This is a genomic window from Nonomuraea zeae, assembly GCF_005889725.1.
GTDB classification, from domain to species: domain Bacteria; phylum Actinomycetota; class Actinomycetes; order Streptosporangiales; family Streptosporangiaceae; genus Nonomuraea; species Nonomuraea zeae.
The window spans coordinates 17,833-37,279 of record NZ_VCKX01000039.1; the positions used below are offsets into that span (position 1 = coordinate 17,833).

Here is a 19,447-nt window from a genome sequence, read left to right on the forward strand (position 1 = left end):
GCGGGCGGCCGGATCGCTGGAGGCCGCGCGTGCCTAGGGGCCTCCCCAGAGCCACCGCCTTCGAGAGCCTGCGCCTCGCCTCGGCCTTCATCCCGCCGGGCACCCCCCACATGACCCCGGGGCGCGACCTGCTGCGCTCCCGCTCGCTGCTGGCGAACCTCGAGGCCGAGTACGGCGGCCGTCCCGTGCTGATCCGCGTGCGCGGCGGCCAGGCGCTGCTGATCCTGTCCGGGCGCGACGCCCTGCGCGTGCTGGCGGGCGACGACGACTCCTACGCGCCGGCCGGCCACGAGCGCGCCTTCGCGCTGCCGACCGACGTCCTGCGGCCGGGGTTCATCGAGATCGCCCGCGAGGAGGCGCAGGGCATGGTCGGCACGGTGGACCACGCCCGGCTGGGCGCCCGCTGGCAGCGCGTGGCCAGGCGCTGCGTCTACGGCGACGGCGCGGCCGGCGACGAGGAGCTCACCCGGCTGCTGGAGGGCGTCACCCGGGCCGGGCGGCGGCGGGCCCGGCGGCGCCAGGACCTCCTGTCCGGCCGCTACGACGCGCGGATCATCGACCACCTGCGCCGCGCGGAGCCGGGCAGCCTGGCGGGGCTGATCGCGGAGACCCCCGCTGAGGCCGAGTCGCGCGGGCTCATGCAGGCGGCGTTCTGGCTGATGGGCCTCGGCGTGGCCGCGACCGGGCTGATGCAGACGCTCGCCCTGCTCGCCGCCCACCCGGCCCACCGCAAGTCGGCCCGCGCCGACTGCGACTACCTGCGGGCCTGCCTGCGCGAGGCGCTGCGCCTGTGGCCGCCGGTGCCCGCGCTGTCGCGCGTCACCACCACGGAGACCTCCTGGTACGGCACCACCCTGCCCCCGGGCGTGACCGTGCTCGTGCCGCTCGCCACGCACCAGCGCAACCCGAGCCTGCCGTACGCCAACGCCTTCACCCCCGAGATCTGGCTGGACGGCACCGCGGCGGAGGAGTGGTGGGCCATGCCGGGCTGCGACGGCGTGCACCTGACGCTGGCCGTCGGCACGGCCTTCCTCGGCGGCCTGCTGCAGGCGGCCCGGCCCAAGCCGGTGGGGCGGGTGCTCTCCCCCCATCGCCCCCTGCCGCACACGCTCAACATGGCCACCCTGCGGGTGACGTTGCGTCCCGCGCGACGCCGGCCTGCTCAGGGCTAGTGGCCAACGGGCAGGCCCTTCCTCCGTTAGAGTCTGGGGTACAAACGGCATGCCGGGCGGCGGAACGGTTCGGGTTTCACGATAACGGGCCGGCGGGAGGATCGGTTCGGGTTGAGACGGGATGACGACGGCGAGAGGACGGCGACGTTGGGGCGCTCCGCAGGCACTCCGCTGAAGCCGGAAGATCCGCCGGCGATCGGCCCCTACGAGCTGATCAGCCGTCTCGGCTCCGGCGGCATGGGGGTCGTCTACCTCGCCAAGGCCGCCGACGGCTCGCGGGTGGCGCTCAAGGCGATCCGGCGCGACTACACCGCGGACCCGGTCTACCGGGCGCGCTTCAACGAAGAGGTCTCCAACGCGCGCAAGGTCGCCTCGTTCTGCACGGCGCGGGTGCTCGACCACGGCGAGGACAACGGCGTCCTCTACCTCGTCACCGAGTACATCGACGGCATCTCGCTGGAGGACCACCTCATCGAGCACGGGGCGCTGTCCCCGTCGGTGCTGCACGCGGCCGCCGTGGGCGTGGCCGCCGCGCTGACCGCGATCCACGCCGCCGGGCTGGTGCACCGCGACCTCAAGCCGGCCAACGTGATGCTGACGCTGGCCGGGCCCCGGGTGATCGACTTCGGGCTGGCCCGTTCGACGCACGTGGACTCCCGCCACACGAACGCGGGCATGGTCATGGGCACGCCCGGCTGGATCGCTCCCGAGCAGGTCTTCGAGGGGCGTACGAGCCCGGCGGGCGACGTGTTCGCGTGGGGGTCGCTGATCGCCTACGCGGGGCTGGGCGGGCATCCGTTCGGCGAGGGTGACGCGTACGTGATGGCGGCCAGGGCCCGCACCGCGCCGCCGGACCTGCGGGGGCTGCCCGCGCCGCTCGACCGGCTGGTGGCGGCGGCCATCCACCCCGACCCGGCACGGCGGCCCGCGGCCAGGCAGCTGCTGCTGGAGCTGGTGGAGGCGGCCGACGAGCCGGCCGCGCAGCTCGCCGCGACCAAACACCTGACCAGCGCGTGGAACGCCTCGGAGTTCCCGCCGCTGGCGCAGATGCCGCAGGCGCCGCACCGGATGCCGCCCGACCGCACGGGCGCCGTCCCCGGCTCGGGGCGGCCGCAGCCGCCGCGGCACCCGGACGGCCGCGGTCCGCGTCCCGACCGGCACGGCCCGCACCCGGAGGCGTCCGCCCGCGGCCCGCAGGCCCCGCCGCACCCTGAGCGCACCGGACCGGTGCCCGGCACGGGCCGGGGGCCGCAGCAGCCGCCGCCCGCCGAACGCACCGGACCCACGCCCGGAGCCAGCCGCATCCCGCAGCAACCCCCACCCGCCGAACGCACCGGACCCACGCCCGGAGCAGGCCGCATCCCGCAGATGCCGCCGCCCGTCGAGCGCACCGGGCCCGTGCCGGGGACGGCGCGCGGGCACCAGCCGCCGCCTCCCGAGCGGACCGGCCCGCTGCCGACCGGTCACGGGCTGCTCCCCCACCCGACCGGGCAGGGGCCGCTGCCCCACCATGCGACCACCGGTCAGGGGCCGCTGCCCGGCTACCCGCCGCCCAGGCGCAAGCGGAGCCTGTTCACGGGCTGCCTGACCGCGCTGGTGATCGCGGTCGTGCTGATGGTGGTGGTAGTGGCCGTGGTGGCGTGGCTGCTCCGCTCGCCTTCGGCCGGCGCGGACGGGCCCGTGCAGGACGGCAGGCTGCGCTTCGCGGTGACGAGCACGAAGTGCCCCAAGCCGGCCAAGACCGCGACGAAGCGCACCTGCCAGGTCGGCGTGCAGGTGAACAACGTCGGCCAGGAGGCCAGGGTGCTCTACCCGGGCCAGCAGAAGCTGATCGACGAGGACGACGCGCTGCACGGCGGCACCAAGCTGCTGGACGAGGCCGGCAAGGAGATCACGCCGATCCGCATCGAGGCGGGGGCGGCGTTCACCGGCTCGCTGGTGTTCGAGCTGCCCAAGGGGCTGGAGCCGGCGGGCCTGGAGGTGCACGACTCGGGGCTGAGCCAGGGCGCCCGGGTCAGGCTGGCGGACTAGCAGTTCCGTCCCGGGCGACCGGCCCCAGACCGGCCCCAGACCGGGCCCAAGCCGGGCCCAGACCGGGCCCGAATCTGGCCCAAGCCGGCTCAGAAGCCCTGGGTCGAGGAGATCACGCCCTCCAGCGGCGCGCCTTCCTCGAAACGCCGTACGTTGGCGGTCACGCGTTCGGCCAGGCCACGCCAGTAGGCCGGGCGCGGGTTCGCGGAGTGCGGCGTGATGAGCACGTTGTCCATCTGCCACAGCGGATGACCGGCGGGCAGCGGCTCCGGGTCGGTGACGTCGAGCGCCGCGCCGCCGATGCGGCCGGCACGCAGCGCCTCCACCAGGTCGCCGGTCACGACGAGGCCGCCTCTGGCGACGTTCACGAGCCAGGCGTCCGTCCGCATGAGCCCGAGCTCCTTGGCACCGAACATGCCCCTGGTCTCGGGCGTGGCGGGCGCCGCGATGACCACGTAGTCGGCCTCGGGCAGCGCGTCGCGGTAGCGGGCGCGGGGCAGCACGGTGGTCGCGCCCGGCGCCGCGCCGCTGTCGGTGACCGCCACGATCGTGCAGCCGAACGGCTCCAGCATCCGGATCAGCGCGCGCCCGATGCCGCCGCAGCCCACGATCGCGACCGTCGAGCCGGCCAGCTCCCGCGACCGGTTCGGCCCCCACTCCGTCGCCCTGGCCAGCCGGTGCAGCCCGCGCGCCGCGGCCAGCATCAGGGCCAGCGCGTGCTCGGCGACCGGCGCCCCGTAGGAGCCCGCGGCGGCGGTGAACACCGGCCCCGCAGACCCGGGAGCGGACCCGGGATCGGCAGCCGTGAACACGCCCGCGTCGGCCCATCGCTCGACGCCCGCGTGCGGGAGCTGCACCCACCGGATGCGGTCGTGCAGCATGGCGCGCAGCTCGGCCGGGTCGTCGCTGCCGTAATAGACGATGGCCTCGGCCCGCTCCAGCGGCACCACGTCGCCGCCCGCCCGGCGTACGGCGTCGATGAGGGCGGGCACGGGCTCCGGGCCGACGTGGACGGCGACGGTCATGGGTGATTCTCCTGGTGTTCGAGGTGGGTGCGTACGGTGGACGCGCTAGCCCGTCAGGGCGCAGGCGCCGCCTTCGAGGAGGCGTTCGACCTCGTTGCGGGCCGATTCCAGGATGGAGCCGACCGCCTGCGCCGCCTCCGCCCTGCGGCCCGCCGCGATGGCCTCGGCCACGTCGAGGTGCCTCATGACGGCGTCCGTGTCGAGCTTCTCCGGCAGGAGCAGCAGGTCGCGCCGGGCCGCGAACAGCTCCTCGGTCACGTCGGCGAGCTGGGCGAACATGCCGTTGCCCGACGCCGTGAGCAGCACCCGGTGAAAGGCCGAGTCGGCGGCCACGAACCCCTCGCGGTCACCGGCCCGCGCCGCGCTCGTCAGGGCCCGCGCGTGGGCGATCAGCTCCTGGCGCACGCCGGGCCCGGCGTGCGCGGCGGCCAGCGCGGCGGCGTGCGGCTCGACCGCGGCCCGCAGCTCGGCCAGCTCGCGCAGCTGCGCCTCGCGCCGGGGCGAGGCCAGCCGCCAGCGGATCACCTGGGGGTCGTAGAGGTTCCACGTGCTCATCGGGCGCACGGTGACGCCGACGCGGGGGCGGCTGGTGACCACCCGCTTGGACTCCAGCACGCGTACGGCCTCGCGCGCGACCGTACGTGAGACGCCGTAGCGCTCCTGGACGTCCTCCAGCCGCAGGACCTCGCCCGCGCGGAGCTCCCCGGCCGCCAGCGACCGGCCGATCCGGTCGACCACCTGTCCGTGCAGGCCCTGAAGCTCCACGCCGATCTCCGTCGCTCTGGTGGGTGTGCTGGTCAGCGGGCTACGGCGAGCTTGGCGAGCAGCGCGGTGACCCGCTCGCCCGCCGCCTGCGCGCCGCCCGAGGTCAGTGCCGAGCCCATGCCGCAGGCCACGGCACCGGCCGCGATCCACTCCGGCGCGTTGTCGATGGTCACGCCGCCGGTGGGGATTGCGGGGACCTGTGGCAGCGCGGCCCGCACGTCCCGCAGCCAGGACGGCGACACCGCGGACGCGGGGAAGATCTTCACCGCGTCCGCGCCCTCCTCCAGCGCCCGGACGATCTCGGTCGGGGTGGACACGCCGGGGAAGACGGGCACGCCGTAGCGGTGCCCGGCGCGGATGACCTCGGGGTGCAGGTTCGGCGAGACCAGGAACCGCGCGCCCGCTTCCACGGCGGCGCGGGCCGCGGCGGCGTCGAGCACGGTGCCGGCGCCGACGAGCGCCTCGGGGCGCTGCTCGGTGAGCCGCGCGACGGCGGTGAGCGCGCGCGGCGTGGTGAGCGCCACCTCCACGGCCTTGAGCCCCGCGTCCAGCACGGCCTGCGCGGCGGCCACCGCCTCGTCGGGCCCCGCGGTCCGGACGATCCCGAACACGCGCTGCTCGGTAACGGCCTGGACGATCTCCCAGCGGTACATGACTTCCCTTCTTACGCGTGATCCCCGATCACACGGGTCAACGGTGGACGGTCTCGCCGGTGCCGGCGGACGCCCCGGTGAACGCCGCCAGCGCGCGGTCCAGGCCCGCCCGGTCGGGCAGCCCGTCGGTGTCGGTGGCGCACTGCACCACGAGCGCCGCGACGGCCGCCGCCTCGCGCAGGCACACCTCGTACGGCAGCCCGCGCAGCAGCCCGGACAGGAATCCGGCGGCGAACGCGTCCCCGGCCCCCACGGGATCGGTCACCGGCACCCGGAACGCCTCCTGCCGCAGCTCGCCGCAGGTGGCCGACTTGTCGCCGTGCTTGATCACGACGAGGCCGGCCAGCCCGGACGGGTCCACCTGGAGCAGGCCGAGCTCGTCCGCGCCCGCCAGCACCACGTCGGCGCGGGCCAGCAGCGGCGCGACGCGCTCGCGCCACTCGCCGGGCGTGCCGAGCTTGAGCCGGATGTTCGGGTCGAACGAGACCAGCGCCCCCGCCTCCGAGGCCAGCTCCAGCAGCCGGAGCGTGGCCTGGTGCGCGGAGCCGGACAGCATGGGCGTGATCCCGGTGATGTGCACGATCCGCGCGCCGCGCACTATCTCCGCCGTGAGCTCGCCGGGCGACAGCCGGGAGGCGGCCGAGCCCGCGCGGTAGTACTGCACGTCGATCGCCCTGGACGGGTGGCTGTCGCGCAGCAGCAACCCGGTCGGCGCGGACGGGTCCACGACGGCGTGGCGGGTGTCGATGCCCTCCGCCCTGAGCATCGCCGGCACGGACTTGCCCGGAGTCCAACGTGGCCGCCGGCCTGGCCCGGCTCGGCCACGACGTGCGCTGGATAGGCAGGCTCGGCGCGGACCCGGCGACGCTCACAGAGCCGGCTCCTCGATCATTCCCGCACCTTCTCCACCGATCATGATTGGTGATATCAAATCATGTTTGCCGACGCCACCGGACGCCGGGCCCGGCCGGCCGCGCTCACCCCCTCAGGCTCCGGGAGCCCCCTCGCGGCTCCCTTGACCGGCCGCCGGGCATGAGCAACGCTGAAAACCGGGGGGCATCGCGCGTGAGGCGTCCATTCATCACCTTGCTGGCCGCCAGTGCTCTCTCCGTCACGGGCAACATCCTGTCCATGCTCGCCGTGCCGTGGTTCGTCCTCGACACCACGGGCAGCGCCGGGCTCACCGGGCTGGCCGCGTTCGCGACCACGTTCCCCGTCGTCGTCTCGGCGGCCTTCGGCGGGACGATCGTGGACTGGATGGGATTCCGGGCCGCGAGCGTGGTGTCCGATCTGATGAGCGGGCTCATCGTCCTGGCGATCCCCGTGCTGTTCGTGACGACCGGGCTGGGCTATCCGGCCCTGCTGCTGCTCCTGTTCGTCCGCTGGTTGGCGGCCACCCCGGGCGAGACCGCGCGCAAGGCGATGCTGCCCGACCTGTCGGCGCTCGGAGGCGTCCGCATCGAACGCGCGACGGCCGCCTACGACGGCGTCAGCCGGGGGGCCACGATGGTGGCCGCGCCGGTGGCCGGGGTGCTGATCCTGTGGCTCGGCCCGAGCGCGCTGCTGCTCTTCGACGCGATCACCTTCCTGCTCTCGGCGGCCCTGATCGGGCTCGGGGTCCCGCGCACCGGGCACGAGCGGGCGCGGCGCGGATCGAGCGGGTACGTGAGCGACCTGCGCGACGGGCTGACGTTCCTCTGGCGCGACCGGCTGCAGATGAGCGCCACCACGATGATCGTGGTCACCAACATGCTCGACACGGGCGTGACGCAGGTGCTGCTGGCCCTCTACGCCCGCGAGGTCACCGGCGACCCCCGCGCGTTCGGCCTGCTGACCGGGGCGCTCGGCGCGGGCGCGGTGGCCGGGACGATCGTCTACGGCGCGGCCGGCGAGCGATTACCCCGCAGGCTGACCTACGGATGCTGTTTCCTGCTCGCCGGTGTCCCGCGGATCCTGGTGCTGGCCCTGGGCGCCCCGTTCCCGGTGGCGCTCGGGGTGACGGCGCTGTCCGGGTTCGCGGCGGGCGCGATCAATCCGATCCTCGGCGTCCTTCAGTTCGGCCGGATCCCCGTGCGGCTGCGGGCGCGGGTGCTGAGCAGCATCACGGCCGCCGCGTACGCCGGCATGCCGGTGGGCGGGCTGCTGGCGGGCTCGCTCACCGAGCTGACCGGCCTGACGTTCACGCTCGCCGCGTTCGCCTGCGTGTACCTGCTGGCGTCGATCCCGCCGTTCGTCTTCCGGGCCTGGCGGGAGCTGGACCGCCAGCAGGCCGCGAGCACCTGAGCCCCGCCACGCGGCAGCCGGGCGAGCGTGGGATCACACGGTGGCGGACCGGCCGAGCAGCAGGTCCTCGGTGATCGGGGACTCGTGCGTGCCGGCGACCGTGCAGGCGTGCGCCCCCGCGATCGCGCCCAGCCGGACGCACTCCTCCAGCGGCCGGCCGTGCAGCGTGCCGTACAGGAAGCCGGAGACGAACGCGTCCCCCGCGCCGTTGCTGTCGGCCACCGGGCCGGGCAGCGGCGCGGCCGGGAAGGCCCGCAGGCCGGAGTCGCGGGTCAGGACGAGGCAGCCGTCGGCGCCGCGCGTGCACACGACCGTGTGGGCGCGGCCCCGGCCGAGGATGCCGCGCATCGTGGCGGCCGGGTCGGCCAGCGCGGCGGCCGACATGAACACCAGGTCGGATCGGTAGGCGAAGTCCTTCTGGTAGTCGGCGACGCCGTCCCAGTCGTGCAGGTCGCTGGAGACGGGCGTGCCGTTCAGGTCGGGGTAGACGTGGCGGCAGAAGTCCGTGATCGACACGTGGACGTGCCGCGGCCGCACGTCCGCGTAAAGCTCGCGCGCCAGGCGCTCGCCGGGCGTGGCCTTGGGGTCGAAGAAGGAGGTGCGCCGGCCGTCCGGGCCGACGAGCAGGACGCTGCGCCGGGTGCCCGCCTCCGCCCGCCCCCACCGGCAGTCGACGTCGCGTAGCGCGTGCCGGATCAGCGCGCCCTGCGGGTCGTCGCCGATCAGGTCGGCGAACGCCACCCGCAGCCCGAGCGCGTGGCACCCGAGCGTCACGCCCGCGCCGGTGTTGCCGATCCGGTCGGCGACCGGCGGCACATGGTAGGTGTCCTTGTACGGCAGCGGCAGCTCGGGAACGTACACCGTCGTGTCGACCCCGGCGCCGCCGAGGACCAGGATGTCGCGTGTCACGTGTTCGTGGCCCGGCTTCGGGAGAGGCGAGGCGGTCACCGGTTGACCAGCGGGCCGGAGCCGGTGGAGCCGCGGACGACGAGCTCCGGCTGGAAGACCAGCTCGACGTGCTTGGCCGGCACTCCGTTGACCTCTTCGAGCAGCGTCTGCACGGCCGCCGACGCCATCGCGCCGATCGGCTTGCGCACGGTGGTGAGCGGCGGATCGGTGAAGGCGATCAGCGGCGAGTCGTCGAAGCCGACGACGGACACCTCTCCCGGCACGGACAGTCCCTTCTCCCGGCAGGCGCGGATCGCGCCCAGCGCCATGAGGTCGCTCGCGCACACGATGCCGGTGCAGCCGCGGGCGAGCAGTTGCGCCGCGGCGGCCTGGCCGCCCTCGACGGAGAACAGCGAGTGGGAGATCAGCTCGTCCACGCCGGTCGCGCCCAGGAGCTGGGCCATGGCCTGCTTGTAGCCCTCGATCTTCCTGATCACCGGCACGAACCTGCGCGGCCCCAGCGCCAGCCCGATGCGCTCGTGGCCGAGATCGACCAGGTGCTGCACGGCCAGCCGCGCGGCCAGGCGGTCGTCGGGCGAGATGAAGGGGGCGTCGATGTGCTCGCTGTAGCCGTCGACGAGCACGATCGGCAGGCCCCGGTCGGTCAGGCGGGTGTAGCGGTCCATGCGCGCGGTCGTGTCGGCGTGCAGCCCCGAGACGAACACGATGCCGCTGACACCGCGGTCCACCAGCAGCTCGGTGAACTCGTCCTCGGGCGCGCCGCCGGGGAGCTGGGTGCACAGCACGGGCGTGTAGCCGTGCTGGGTGAGCGCCTTCTCGATGGCCTGCGCGAACGCGGGGAAGATCGGGTTGTCCAGCTCCGGCGTCACCAGGCCGATCAGGCCGTTGCTGCGCTGCCGCAGCCGGGGCGGCCGCTCGTAGCCCATGAGGTCGAGCGCGGCCATCACCGCCTGGCGGGTGGCCGCGGAGACTCCGGGCTTGCCGTTGAGCACGCGGCTGACCGTGGCCTCACTCACCCCGGCCTGGGCGGCGATGTCGGCGAGGCGAGCGTGACCGTTCATGTCCCACACTTTACTTTCCACCAGGCCGCCGAATCCCCTGCTCCAGGCACATCCGAGGCGATCAGGAGCTCCCCTTCGACGCCGAGGTCCACAGGGGTCTCCGTCAGGTTGACCGCGCAGACGAACGACCCCCGCGAGAACACCAGCGTGCCCTCGGGCGAGTCGTGCCAGGTCAGGTCGCCGTCGATCGAGCGCCGCAGGCGCAGCGCGGCCCGGTACAGCTCCAGCGTCGAGCCCGGCACGCCCTGCTGGGCCGCCACGCTCAGCTCCGCCCACTCCGCCGGGATCGGCAGCCACGGCTCCTGCCAGCCGGACTCGCGCGTCCAGGGCAGCGGGACGCGGCAGCCGTCGCGGCCGCTGTCGGGGTCGCGCAGCCGCTGCGGGTCCTGGCACAGCTCGGCCGGCAGGTCGAGCACCTCGGGCAGGCCGAGCTCCTCGCCCTGGTAGACGTAGGCGGAGCCGGGCAGCGCGAGCGTCAGCAGCGCGGCGGCGCGGGCCCTGCGCAGGCCCGTCTCGCCGCCGCCGTAGCGGGTGACGTGCCGCTTGACGTCGTGGTTCGACAGCACCCAGGTGGTGGGCGCCCCCACGGATCCGGCCGTGGCCAGCGAGGAGTCGATCACCTCGCGCAGCCTGGCGGCGTCCCAGGGGGTGAACAGGTAGTGGAAGTTGAACGCCTGGTGCAGCTCGTCCGGCCGGACGTACATCGCCAGGCGCTCGGCCGTCGGCGCCCACGCCTCGGCCACGCCGATCCGCTCTCCGGGATAGGAGTCGAGCACGCGCCGCCAGGCCCGGTGGATCTCGTGGACGCCGTCGTTGTCGAAGAACGGCACCGGCTCGCTGCCGACCATCCTGGCCTGGTTGCCCCGGCCGATGTCGGGCAGGTCGCGCGGCTTGACCATGCCGTGCGCCACGTCCACCCGGAAGCCGTCCACGCCCAGGTCGAGCCAGAACCGCAGGATCGACTCGAACTCCCCGCGCACCTCCTCGTTCTCCCAGTCGAGGTCGGGCTGAGCGGGGTCGAACAGGTGCAGGTACCACTGGCCGTCCGCCACCTGGGTCCACGCCGGCCCGCCGAAGATCGACTCCCAGTCGTTGGGCCGGTCGCGGAAGATGTAGCGCTCGCGGTGCTCGCCGCGCAGCGCCTGCTGGAACCAGGGGTGGGCCGAGGAGGTGTGGTTCGGGACGACGTCCACGATCACCCGCAGGCCGTGCCCGTGCGCCTCGTCGATGAGCGCCTTGGCGTCGGCGAGCGAGCCGAACAGCGGGTCGACGTCCCGGTAGTCCGCCACGTCGTAGCCGAAGTCGGCCATCGGCGAGGTGTAGAACGGCGTCAGCCAGATCGCGTCCACGCCCAGCCCGGCCAGATAGGGCAGGCGATCGCGAACACCGATCAGGTCACCCACGCCGTCGCCGTTGCCGTCTGCGAAGCTGCGCACGTAGACCTGGTAGATCGCAGCGTTCCGCCACCAAGCGGTCATAGTCTCCCCCCGAACGTCCCGGACTATGAAAGCCCTTGCCGCAAGTTTACGCAAGCCCTTCCATCAACCCCAGATCCGGAAATTTCGGTGTACGGACACCCAAAACCCCCGACCGAAACGCCTTGGAACGAGATTCTTTATGTCAAGGGTGGACATCTAGCGTTAAGGCGCGATGTACTACCTCTTCAATCAGCCTCGTCACAGGTGACACGCGCGCAAGGTGTGAGCCCATGAGCTCGGTCGTTCTTGACAAAGTGACCAAGGTGTATCCGGGCGACTACCTAGCAGTCGACCGGCTGAGCCTCAGGGCCGAAGACGGCGAGTTCCTCGTCCTCCTCGGTCCGTCCGGATGCGGAAAGTCCACCTTGCTGCGCATGATCGCGGGCCTGGAGGAGATCACCGAAGGAGACCTCTGGCTGGACGGCCAGATGGCGAACCACCTCGCGCCCCGTGACCGTGACGTCGCCATGGTGTTCCAGAACGGCGCGCTCTACCCGCACAGGACCGTACGCGGCAACATCGCCTTCCCCCTGGAAATCGCCAAGTCCGACCCCGCATTGGTGCGCGAGCGCGTGACGGAGCTGTCCAAGGCCCTGCACATCGACGAGACCCTGGACCGCCGCCCCGGCACGCTGTCCGGCGGCCAGCGTCAGCGCGTGGCGATGGGCCGGGCGATCGTCCGGCAGCCCAAGCTGTTCCTCATGGACGAGCCGCTGTCCAACCTCGACGCCGGCATGCGGACCGAGCTGCGCATGGAGATCTCGGCGCTGGTCAGATCCCTCGGCGTCACCACGATCTACGTGACGCACGACCAGGTCGAGGCGCTGACCCTGGCCGACAGGATCGCCATCCTGAATCGCGGGGTCTTGCAAGATGTCGGCACTCCGGCCCAGATTTACAACGATCCAGCGACGGCGTTCGTGGCCGCCTTTCTCAACTCCCAGCAGTTGAACCTGTTGGCGGCCAATGTCAGGACCCCGCAGAACCAATATGTGATGCTCGATTTCGGCCCTCATCGGCTGACCCTGCCCTGGAGCGATCCCAGGGCGTACGCCATCTCGCAGCACACGGGCGGCCAGGTGCTGGTGGGTATGCGGCCGGACGGGCTGGCCCCGGTGCCCGAGTCGTACGAGGGGCCGTCCTTCTACGGGCGGGTGCGGGCGCTGGAGTACCACGGGCACGAGTGGCTGGCGTACCTGGAGTGCGGCATGCCCGCCGTACCGGTGCCCGAGCCGCCGGACCCGCGCGTGCGCGTCAACGGCGAGCAGAACGGGTCGGGGAGGCTGACCAAGCTGGTGCGCCGGCTCTTCTCGCACGAGGAGCAGCAGCAGCACCAGGATCAGGAGCGGGTGGGCCAGCACCCGAACAGCGGCATCCATCGCCGCTCCGACCTGATCGTGCGCCTGGGCAACCGGCCCATCTGGCGCGCCGGCGACGCCGCCAAGGTGGGCGTGGACCTGTCCCGGCTGATGATCTTCACCAGCGACGGCGCCCGCATCGACCCGCCCCGCCGCTGAGCTCAGAAGGTCCTCGCCACCTGGCGGGCGCGCTCGTCGGCCTGCTTGCGCTCGCTCTCGTACGAACCCGTGAGCGTGGGGTGGTGGCGGATCTCCTGGACGTCGGTGACGCCGGCCCAGCGCAGCCAGTCGCCGAAGAACGCCGACTGGAAGTCGGTCCCGAACTCGGGCCCCAGCCCGGGGCCCCACACGGCGCTGGTGTAGACGACGGCCGCGCGCTTGCCGGTCAGCAGGGGCCGGTAGCCGGTCTCCGGATGCACGTCGAAGATCATCGCAGGCTGGCTGACGACGTCGATGAACTGCTTGAGCTTGTACGGCACGCCGCCGTTCCACATGGGCACGCTGAACAGGTAGCGGTCGAAGGAGTCGAACCGGTCGAACGTCCGCACGGCCGCCGCCCACGCCTCGGCCTGCTCCCCCTCCGGCGTGCCGCCCCCGAACACCGTCATCTTCGCCCCGGCGGCGGCCGGCCCGAACTCGGGGAGAGTCCCGTCCCAGAGGTCGAAGTGGTCGACGGTGGCGCCGGGGTGCGCGGCCAGGTATTCCTCGGTGAACGTCCGTGCGATCCCCAGCGAGATCGACTCGCCTCCGCGCGGCGAGGCGGAGATGTGCAGCAGTCTGCTCATGAGTGTGTGCCATCCTTTCCGGACTGTGGTCCGTTTGTTGTCCACGACCATACGGACTACGGTCCGTTTCGTCAATCCGAAATCGAGGCGCGCGGGCGAGGCGGGTGATCTCCAGTTCCTCGACGGCTCATCGGACGCCAGGTGCGCGTCCTGGGCTGGTGGCTCGCCCCTCGCCCCCAGGCCGAGCACTTCGCGATGATGGCGCTGCTGGACACGATGAAGGCGAGATGGAGTGAGCCGAGGTCAGGCGAGGTGGAGGGGAGGGGTGAGGCGAGCTGGGCGAAACGAGGTCGCGGGCGGGCGACGGATGCGGGGCCGGACGAGGTGCGGAGTCAGACCGAGGTGCGGGGCCAGACGAGGTGCGGGGCCAGACGAGGTGCGGGGCCAGACGAGGTGCGGGGCCAGACGGAGTACAGGGTCACCAGGCCGGGGTCACCAGGCCGGGGTCACGGGATCGGGGTCCAGCGGGGGCCGTCGGGGGTGTCCTCGACCGCGATGCCGCCCGCCAGCATCGCCGCCCGCAGCGCGTCCGCGTTCTCGTAGCCGCCCCGCGCGCGCAGCTCGGCCCGGAGCCCGAGGAGCGGCTCCACCAGCGCGCCCAGGCTCTGGGAGTGCCGGCTCGCCGTGGCGGCCAGCTCGCCGAGCCGGGCGATCAGCCGCCGCATGAGCTCCCTCGCCTGGTCCACGCCCCCGGCGTCCTCCTCGGTGTCCGCGGCCCACTTGACCAGCTCAGCCTCCAGGTCGAGCACGGTTTGCGCGGCCGCCACCATGTCGGGCTCGGCGACGGCGGCCTTGAACACCTCTTCACACGAGTGGATCGTCTCCTCCAGGGTGACCTGGACGGGCGCGTCCTCCGGCGCGGGTGGCGGCGGCGCGAGCGGGCCGGCCGTGGCGCCCTCGGCCAGGCGGCGGAGCTCGGCGAGGTCCGTACGGGCGCCCGTGGGCAGGATCGTCTGGGAGCCCGGCCGCCGGACGGTCAGGCCGCCCCGGCCCGCCACCCGCACCGACTCGGTCTCCAGGTCGATGACCAGCGCGGTGTGCTCGTCGATGCCGAGCACCGCGGTGCCGGGCGGCAGCTCGCGCTCCATGCGCGACAGCCGGCGTTCGCCGAGATAGCAGTAGCGGGTGTCGTGGGTGCCGCCCTCGGCGTTGTCGAAGTGCGGGATCAGGACGGCCTGCAGGCCGAGCGGCTCCAGCAGGTCGATGCCCGCACGCCAGTGCGGCTCGGCCCCGACCTTGTAGATCTCGTAGACGGGCACGGTGGCCAGACCCGCCGTGCAGGCCGCCGCGGAGGCGAGGACCGTCACCCCCTCTCGCGCGCGGATCCGGGCGCGCAGGTCCCCGGCCACACCCGAGCCGGCCCACCGATCCAGGGCGTAGGTGGGGCTGCCGGGGCCGGAGAAGACCCAGTCGGCACCGGCGATCCCGGCCGCCACCTCAACATCCAGGCCGACGCTGCGGCCGAAGTACCGGCAGGCGCGGGCGGAGATGTCGGCGGAGTTCTCCTGGAAGGCGTAGGGCGTGTCGAGCAGCACGGCCCGCGCGCCGGGGCGCAGGGTCCGGGCCGCGGCGCGGTGGATCTCGACCATGGTCGGGCTCGTCTCGCCCGATCCCATCAGAACCAGCAAACCGGGCATGGATGTCGGCCTCTCTCTCGCACGCTATCGACTACAGCCCGGCCCGCCGGGGTGTTCAAGGGCGGGTTCACATATGCGTCATGAACGTACTTGCATATGGTTGGCAGTAAGTTGTTGTCGGTGACGGGAAGACACGTGGTCTCGGTTGAGACGCTCATGCTACGGGTGGGTACCGGCAATCGCTGGTCGTACCGGCATGCCATTACCCAGCCTGTGCACGGCGAGAGTCCCGACGAGGCCGCGCGGAGGCTCGGCGGGGTCGAGCCGGGTGACCGGCGGGTCGTCGTGCACTCGACGAGCTGGCGGTATGAGCCTGAGGGGCGGGTCGTGCTGACATATGCGGTGTGTCCTGATCCGGCGCCGTGGCTGCCCGCGATCGAGCTGCCGGTGCTGGAGATCGCCCGCGGCGAGGCGCCGTCGATGCCGTCACCTGACCGCGTCACCCTGGCCAATGTGGTCGCGCACGCCATCAGGCACCTGGCGTTCCTCGTGGCCGAGGACCCCGTCGTGGCTCGCGTCCTGTCCCGCCACCCCGGCATCGGCCCCGCCCTGGAGCCGGCCGGCGCGCCGGCCTGAGACACGAAGCCCGCGGGAGGGCCGGCCTGCGGCACCAGGCCGCCCGGCGTGCCGGCGTGCGAAGCGGCGGCCCAGTGCCTGCATGGGTTTCTCGACGTACCTGTAGGTCAGCGCGCTGGCGGCCAGGATCACGGCCACCGCCAGCGCGGCCATGGCGAGCTGGTACGGCCGTTCCGCCCGCCGCAGGTCACCGGTGATCTCCACGAAGTACTTCAGCAGCGGATGATGCACCAGGTAGAGCGAGTAGCTGACCAGCCCCAGCCAGGTGAGCACCCTGGGCAGCCGCCGCCCGCGCAACGCCATGCCGCCCGCGAACGTGGCACCGGCCAGCGCGATCGTGGTGAACCACACGTCGGCCTGCACCCACCACCAGCCGCCTTCGACGGCCCACAGGGGCGCGATCGCGACCAGCGCCGTGGTGACCGCGACCGGCCAGAGCCGGCCGGTGCCGCGTTCCCACCGGTGGATGGCCGTCCCCGCGAACATCACCGACAGCACCGCCACCCCCAGCCACGGCACCCGGCTGCTCAGCAGCAGCAACGCCACCGCCATGAGGGCGAGCACGCAAGCTGACGCCGTACGCAGCCGGCCTTGGAGCACGCAGCCGAGCCCCACCACGAAGACCGCGCACGACAGGTACGCCGGCCACGCCCCGGCCACCACCGCCCCCGACGCGACCAGCCCGACGACCACGGAGCCGGCCGCGAACAGCATCGACAGCAGCCCGCTGCGGCCGTGTCCCCCGATCAGGAACAGCGCGGTGACCAGCAGGTAGAACACCATCTCGTACGACAGCGTCCACATCGTGTCGGCCACGCCGCCGACGCTCACGACGTCGAGCAGCATGGTCGCGTGCGCCGCCACCGCGCTCCCGTCGCGCGGCACCTCCCCGCGTACCGGCACCCACCAGGCCACGGCCAGCACGAGGACGATCACGGCGAGGTAGAGCGGGTAGAGCCGGAACAGCCGGCTGATCCAGAACGCCCGCACGTCGCCGTGGCGTTCCAGGGAGGTGGGGATGATGTAGCCGCTGACCAGGAAGAACACCAGGATGCCGTAGACGCCGAGGCTGAACCAGTACGGCCGCAGCTCCGGCAGGAACCAGGGCAGGAGGTGCTCGGCCACTACCGCCAGCGCGCCGAGGCCGCGAAGCGCGTCCAGCCAGGCGAGCCTGCTCGACGAGCCGGTGGGCGCGGGGACGGCGGCAGGCTGAACGGAGGCGGCTGCGGACACCCGCATCAACATACCCGTATCGGTGCAAGTGATGCGGCTGGTTATCCGGGAAGCGGCGTTCCCCGTCTACCGGGTGCGGTGGGCGGTCAGGGAGGCGTGGTGGTCGGCGTTCGGAGGTCCGTCCGGATCGGTGTGCACGGTGGCCGCCCGCAGGCGGGCCAGGTCGTGGATGAGCCGGTGCTCCGCCTCCACCGCCACCGCGTGCGCGTCCACGACCGACATGTCGTGATCCACGAGGATCTCCACCTCGGCGTGGAGGGTGTGCCCGATCCAGCGCAGCCGTACGGAGCCGACGCGGCGGACGCCCTCGACCCTGGCCAGGATCTGTTCCGCGGCGTCCACGAGGGCGGGGTCCACGGCGTCCATGAGGCGGTGGTAGATCTCGCGGGCCGCGTCCCGCAGGACGAAGCAGATGGCCACGGTGATCAGCAGGCCCACGACGGGGTCGGCGATCGGGAAGCCGAGCGCCGCGCCGCCCGCGCCCAGCAGGACGGCCAGCGAGGTGAAGCCGTCGGTTCTGGCGTGCAGGCCGTCGGCCACCAGGGCGGCCGAGCCGATCTCCCTGCCGACCTTGATCCGGTAGCGGGCCACCCACTCGTTGCCGAGGAACCCGATCAGCGCGGCGGCCGCCACCCACCCGACGGCGCGGATGTCCTGGGGGTCGAGCAGCCGCTTGACCGCCTCGTACCCGGCCAGGGCGGCCGAGGCGGTGATGATCAGGACGATGACGATGCCCGCGAGGTCCTCCGCCCGGCCGTAACCGTAGGTGAAGCGGCGGTTGGCGGCGCGGCGGCCGAGCGAGAACGCGATCGCCAGCGGGACGGCCGTGAGGGCGTCGGCCACGTTGTGCAGGGTGTCGCCGAGCAGCGCGACCGAGCCGGAGGCGACCACGATCACCGCCTGGACGGCGGCGGTGAACATCAGGACGGCGAAGGAGATGCCTAGGACGCGCATGCCGCGACTGCTGGTCTCCAGAGCGGTGTCGGTCTTGGTGGCGCTGTCGTGGCTGTGCGGGGTCAGAGCGTGAAACGCACGCCCGAAGAACGCCTTCACGCCACCGCGACGAGCCCCGTCCGCGGCGTGCCCGTGCCCGTGCCCATGGCCGTGGTCGTGCCCGTGGCCGTCCGCGTCCTGTGCGTGCGCGTCCTGTGCGTGTGCGTCGGCGTCGGGTCCGGGGTGCCCGTCTCCGCCGCCGGCGCCGTCTCCATGGGGCCGGTGCGGCGCCGGAGTGGAATCCCGCTGATCAGACATGGCACCCCCTCACTTACCCAACTCATCCCCGCCGAGCACCTGTCCACGCCGCCGCCGGCCCGGCCGTCACCACCCGACCTTGCCGGAGCCGGAGACGAGCGCACGGGCGATGACCATCCGCTGGACGTCGTTGGTGCCCTCCCCGATCGCCATCAGCGGCGCGTCCCGGTAGAGCCGCTCCACCATGTACTCCTGCGAGTACCCGTACCCTCCGTGGATCCGCATCGCCTCCAGCGACGCCTTCAGCGCCACCTCCGAGGCGAAGTACTTGGCCATGCCCGCCTCCATGTCCACCCGCTTGCCCGAGTCGGCCTGGGTGGCGGCCCAGTACGTGAGCAGGCGGGCGGCCTGGATCTCGGTCGCCAGGTCGGCGAGCTTGAGCTGGATGGCCTGGAACTCGGCGATCGGCTGCCCGAACGCGGTCCGCTCGCGGGCGTAGGCGAGCGCGGCGTCGTACGCGGCCTGGGCGACGCCCACCGCCCGCGCGGCGATGTTGATGCGCCCGATCTCCAGCCCGCCCAGCACCTGCTGCATGCCGCGTCCCTCGACGCCGCCGAGCAGGCTCGACACCGGTACGCGTACCTCCGCCAGCACGACCTCGCACGTCTCCGTGCCCTTGTAGCCGAGCTTGGGCAGGTCGCGGCTGACGCTGAAGCCCGGCGAGGACGGATCGACGAGCAGGACCGACATGCCCTTGTGCGCGGGCTCGACGACGGAGGTCTTGACGAGGACGGGCAGCGGGTCGGCGTGGCGGGCGTTGGTGATCCACGTCTTGGTGCCGGTCACGACGTAGTGGTCACCGTCGCGGACGGCCCGGGTCTGGATGCCCTGCAGGTCGGTGCCCGCGCCGGGCTCGGTCAAGGCGATCCCGGTACGCCGGACGCCGCTGGCCAGGTCCGCCAGGTAGAGGTTCTTCTGCTCGTCGGTGCCGTGGCGGGCGATCATCGAGCAGGCCAGCGAGTGGGAGCCGATCGTGCCCGCCACGCCCATCCAGCCGCGCGCGATCTCCTCGAAGACCAGCGCGAACGACACCATGTCCGCCCCCAGCCCGCCGTATTCCTCCGGCACGGACAGGCCGAACAGCCCCATCTGCTTCATCTTCTCGACGATCTCCGTCGGATAGCGCCCGGAGTGCTCCCACTCGGTCGCCACCGGCACGATCTCCTTCTCCACGAACGCGCGCAGGGTCTCGCGGAACGCCTTCTGCTCGTCGGTCAGCTCGAAGTCCAC

General features: G+C 72.9%; 17 protein-coding genes. 4 read left to right on the forward strand and 13 right to left on the reverse strand.

Annotated features, from left to right (window positions below; all coding sequences use genetic code 11):
* Positions 1 to 29 precede the first annotated feature (29 nt).
* Both ETD85_RS15295 and ETD85_RS15300 read left to right on the forward strand, forming a co-directional pair.
* Entirely contained in the window at positions 30 to 1,172 is a 1,143-nt protein-coding gene (locus tag ETD85_RS15295) for a cytochrome P450 (protein WP_138690368.1), read from the forward strand.
* A 147-nt stretch (positions 1,173 to 1,319) separates the two neighbouring features.
* Positions 1,320 to 3,203, forward strand: coding sequence for a serine/threonine-protein kinase (locus tag ETD85_RS15300; RefSeq protein WP_138690369.1), 1,884 nt, complete (start codon positions 1,320 to 1,322; stop codon positions 3,201 to 3,203).
* An 89-nt stretch (positions 3,204 to 3,292) separates the two neighbouring features.
* Here ETD85_RS15300 and ETD85_RS15305 read toward each other — a convergent pair whose 3' ends face one another.
* The 4 genes from ETD85_RS15305 to ETD85_RS15320 are packed head-to-tail and all read right to left on the reverse strand — an operon-like array spanning position 3,293 to position 6,421.
* On the reverse strand, positions 3,293 to 4,228 hold the full coding sequence (locus ETD85_RS15305; RefSeq protein WP_138690370.1) for a D-isomer specific 2-hydroxyacid dehydrogenase family protein: 936 nt from the start codon (positions 4,226 to 4,228) through the stop codon (positions 3,293 to 3,295).
* 45 nt (positions 4,229 to 4,273) lie between these two features.
* Positions 4,274 to 4,993, reverse strand: coding sequence for a FadR/GntR family transcriptional regulator (locus tag ETD85_RS15310; RefSeq protein ID WP_206058326.1), 720 nt, complete (start codon positions 4,991 to 4,993; stop codon positions 4,274 to 4,276).
* Between the two features lie 32 nt (positions 4,994 to 5,025).
* On the reverse strand, positions 5,026 to 5,646 hold the full coding sequence (locus ETD85_RS15315) for a bifunctional 4-hydroxy-2-oxoglutarate aldolase/2-dehydro-3-deoxy-phosphogluconate aldolase (protein WP_138690371.1): 621 nt from the start codon (positions 5,644 to 5,646) through the stop codon (positions 5,026 to 5,028).
* A 37-nt stretch (positions 5,647 to 5,683) separates the two neighbouring features.
* Entirely contained in the window at positions 5,684 to 6,421 is a 738-nt protein-coding gene (locus tag ETD85_RS15320) for a sugar kinase (protein WP_276617228.1), read from the reverse strand.
* Between the two features lie 290 nt (positions 6,422 to 6,711).
* On the opposite strand from ETD85_RS15320, the gene ETD85_RS15325 reads away from it, so the two are divergent.
* On the forward strand, positions 6,712 to 7,929 hold the full coding sequence (locus ETD85_RS15325; RefSeq protein ID WP_170246685.1) for an MFS transporter: 1,218 nt from the start codon (positions 6,712 to 6,714) through the stop codon (positions 7,927 to 7,929).
* A gap of 33 nt (positions 7,930 to 7,962) precedes the next feature.
* Here ETD85_RS15325 and ETD85_RS15330 read toward each other — a convergent pair whose 3' ends face one another.
* From ETD85_RS15330 to ETD85_RS15340, 3 genes are read right to left on the reverse strand one after another with little or no spacing between them, the layout of a single operon-like run.
* Positions 7,963 to 8,838, reverse strand: coding sequence for a carbohydrate kinase family protein (locus ETD85_RS15330; RefSeq protein WP_138690374.1), 876 nt, complete (start codon positions 8,836 to 8,838; stop codon positions 7,963 to 7,965).
* Positions 8,839 to 8,873: 35 nt separating this feature from the next.
* Complete coding sequence (locus tag ETD85_RS15335) at positions 8,874 to 9,899, reverse strand: LacI family DNA-binding transcriptional regulator (protein WP_138690375.1); 1,026 nt, start codon at positions 9,897 to 9,899, stop codon at positions 8,874 to 8,876.
* Complete coding sequence (locus tag ETD85_RS15340; protein WP_138690376.1) at positions 9,896 to 11,377, reverse strand: glycoside hydrolase family 13 protein; 1,482 nt, start codon at positions 11,375 to 11,377, stop codon at positions 9,896 to 9,898. Before ETD85_RS15340 ends, ETD85_RS15335 begins: the two co-directional genes overlap by 4 nt.
* Positions 11,378 to 11,607: 230 nt before the next feature.
* On the opposite strand from ETD85_RS15340, the gene ETD85_RS15345 reads away from it, so the two are divergent.
* Positions 11,608 to 12,894, forward strand: a complete 1,287-nt coding sequence (locus ETD85_RS15345) for an ABC transporter ATP-binding protein (RefSeq protein ID WP_138690377.1) — start codon at positions 11,608 to 11,610, stop codon at positions 12,892 to 12,894.
* A 2-nt stretch (positions 12,895 to 12,896) separates the two neighbouring features.
* Here ETD85_RS15345 and ETD85_RS15350 read toward each other — a convergent pair whose 3' ends face one another.
* The 6 genes from ETD85_RS15350 to ETD85_RS15370 form a co-directional block, all read right to left on the reverse strand.
* Positions 12,897 to 13,520 carry an FMN-dependent NADH-azoreductase gene (locus tag ETD85_RS15350; protein ID WP_138690378.1) on the reverse strand — a complete coding sequence of 208 codons (624 nt, stop codon included), beginning with the start codon at positions 13,518 to 13,520 and terminating at the stop codon, positions 12,897 to 12,899.
* 446 nt (positions 13,521 to 13,966) lie between these two features.
* Positions 13,967 to 15,136 (reverse strand): hypothetical protein, encoded by a 1,170-nt coding sequence (locus ETD85_RS15355; protein ID WP_138690379.1) that lies wholly within the window; start codon positions 15,134 to 15,136, stop codon positions 13,967 to 13,969.
* Positions 15,137 to 15,583: 447 nt separating this feature from the next.
* On the reverse strand, positions 15,584 to 16,972 hold the full coding sequence (locus ETD85_RS15360; RefSeq protein WP_240779160.1) for an acyltransferase family protein: 1,389 nt from the start codon (positions 16,970 to 16,972) through the stop codon (positions 15,584 to 15,586).
* A 60-nt stretch (positions 16,973 to 17,032) separates the two neighbouring features.
* On the reverse strand, positions 17,033 to 17,920 hold the full coding sequence (locus ETD85_RS15365; RefSeq protein WP_240779161.1) for a cation diffusion facilitator family transporter: 888 nt from the start codon (positions 17,918 to 17,920) through the stop codon (positions 17,033 to 17,035).
* A gap of 95 nt (positions 17,921 to 18,015) precedes the next feature.
* Positions 18,016 to 18,174 (reverse strand): hypothetical protein, encoded by a 159-nt coding sequence (locus tag ETD85_RS63115; protein ID WP_170246687.1) that lies wholly within the window; start codon positions 18,172 to 18,174, stop codon positions 18,016 to 18,018.
* A gap of 109 nt (positions 18,175 to 18,283) precedes the next feature.
* Positions 18,284 to 19,447, reverse strand: a complete 1,164-nt coding sequence (locus ETD85_RS15370; protein WP_138690380.1) for an acyl-CoA dehydrogenase family protein — start codon at positions 19,445 to 19,447, stop codon at positions 18,284 to 18,286.

Excerpts from the sequence above, each read along its gene's own strand:
- ETD85_RS15360 (WP_240779160.1), bottom strand. The coding sequence starts at position 16,972 with ATGCGGGTGTCCGCAGCCGCCTCCGTTCAGCCTGCCGCCGTCCCCGCG.
- ETD85_RS15350 (WP_138690378.1), bottom strand. The coding sequence starts at position 13,520 with ATGAGCAGACTGCTGCACATCTCCGCCTCGCCGCGCGGAGGCGAGTCG.
- ETD85_RS15335 (WP_138690375.1), bottom strand. The coding sequence starts at position 9,899 with ATGAACGGTCACGCTCGCCTCGCCGACATCGCCGCCCAGGCCGGGGTG.
- ETD85_RS15340 (WP_138690376.1), bottom strand. The coding sequence starts at position 11,377 with ATGACCGCTTGGTGGCGGAACGCTGCGATCTACCAGGTCTACGTGCGC.
- ETD85_RS15355 (WP_138690379.1), bottom strand. The coding sequence starts at position 15,136 with ATGGGATCGGGCGAGACGAGCCCGACCATGGTCGAGATCCACCGCGCC.
- ETD85_RS15315 (WP_138690371.1), bottom strand. The coding sequence starts at position 5,646 with ATGTACCGCTGGGAGATCGTCCAGGCCGTTACCGAGCAGCGCGTGTTC.
- ETD85_RS15365 (WP_240779161.1), bottom strand. The coding sequence starts at position 17,920 with ATGCGCGTCCTAGGCATCTCCTTCGCCGTCCTGATGTTCACCGCCGCC.
- ETD85_RS15345 (WP_138690377.1), top strand. The coding sequence starts at position 11,608 with ATGAGCTCGGTCGTTCTTGACAAAGTGACCAAGGTGTATCCGGGCGAC.
- ETD85_RS15305 (WP_138690370.1), bottom strand. The coding sequence starts at position 4,228 with ATGACCGTCGCCGTCCACGTCGGCCCGGAGCCCGTGCCCGCCCTCATC.
- ETD85_RS63115 (WP_170246687.1), bottom strand. The coding sequence starts at position 18,174 with ATGGAGACGGCGCCGGCGGCGGAGACGGGCACCCCGGACCCGACGCCG.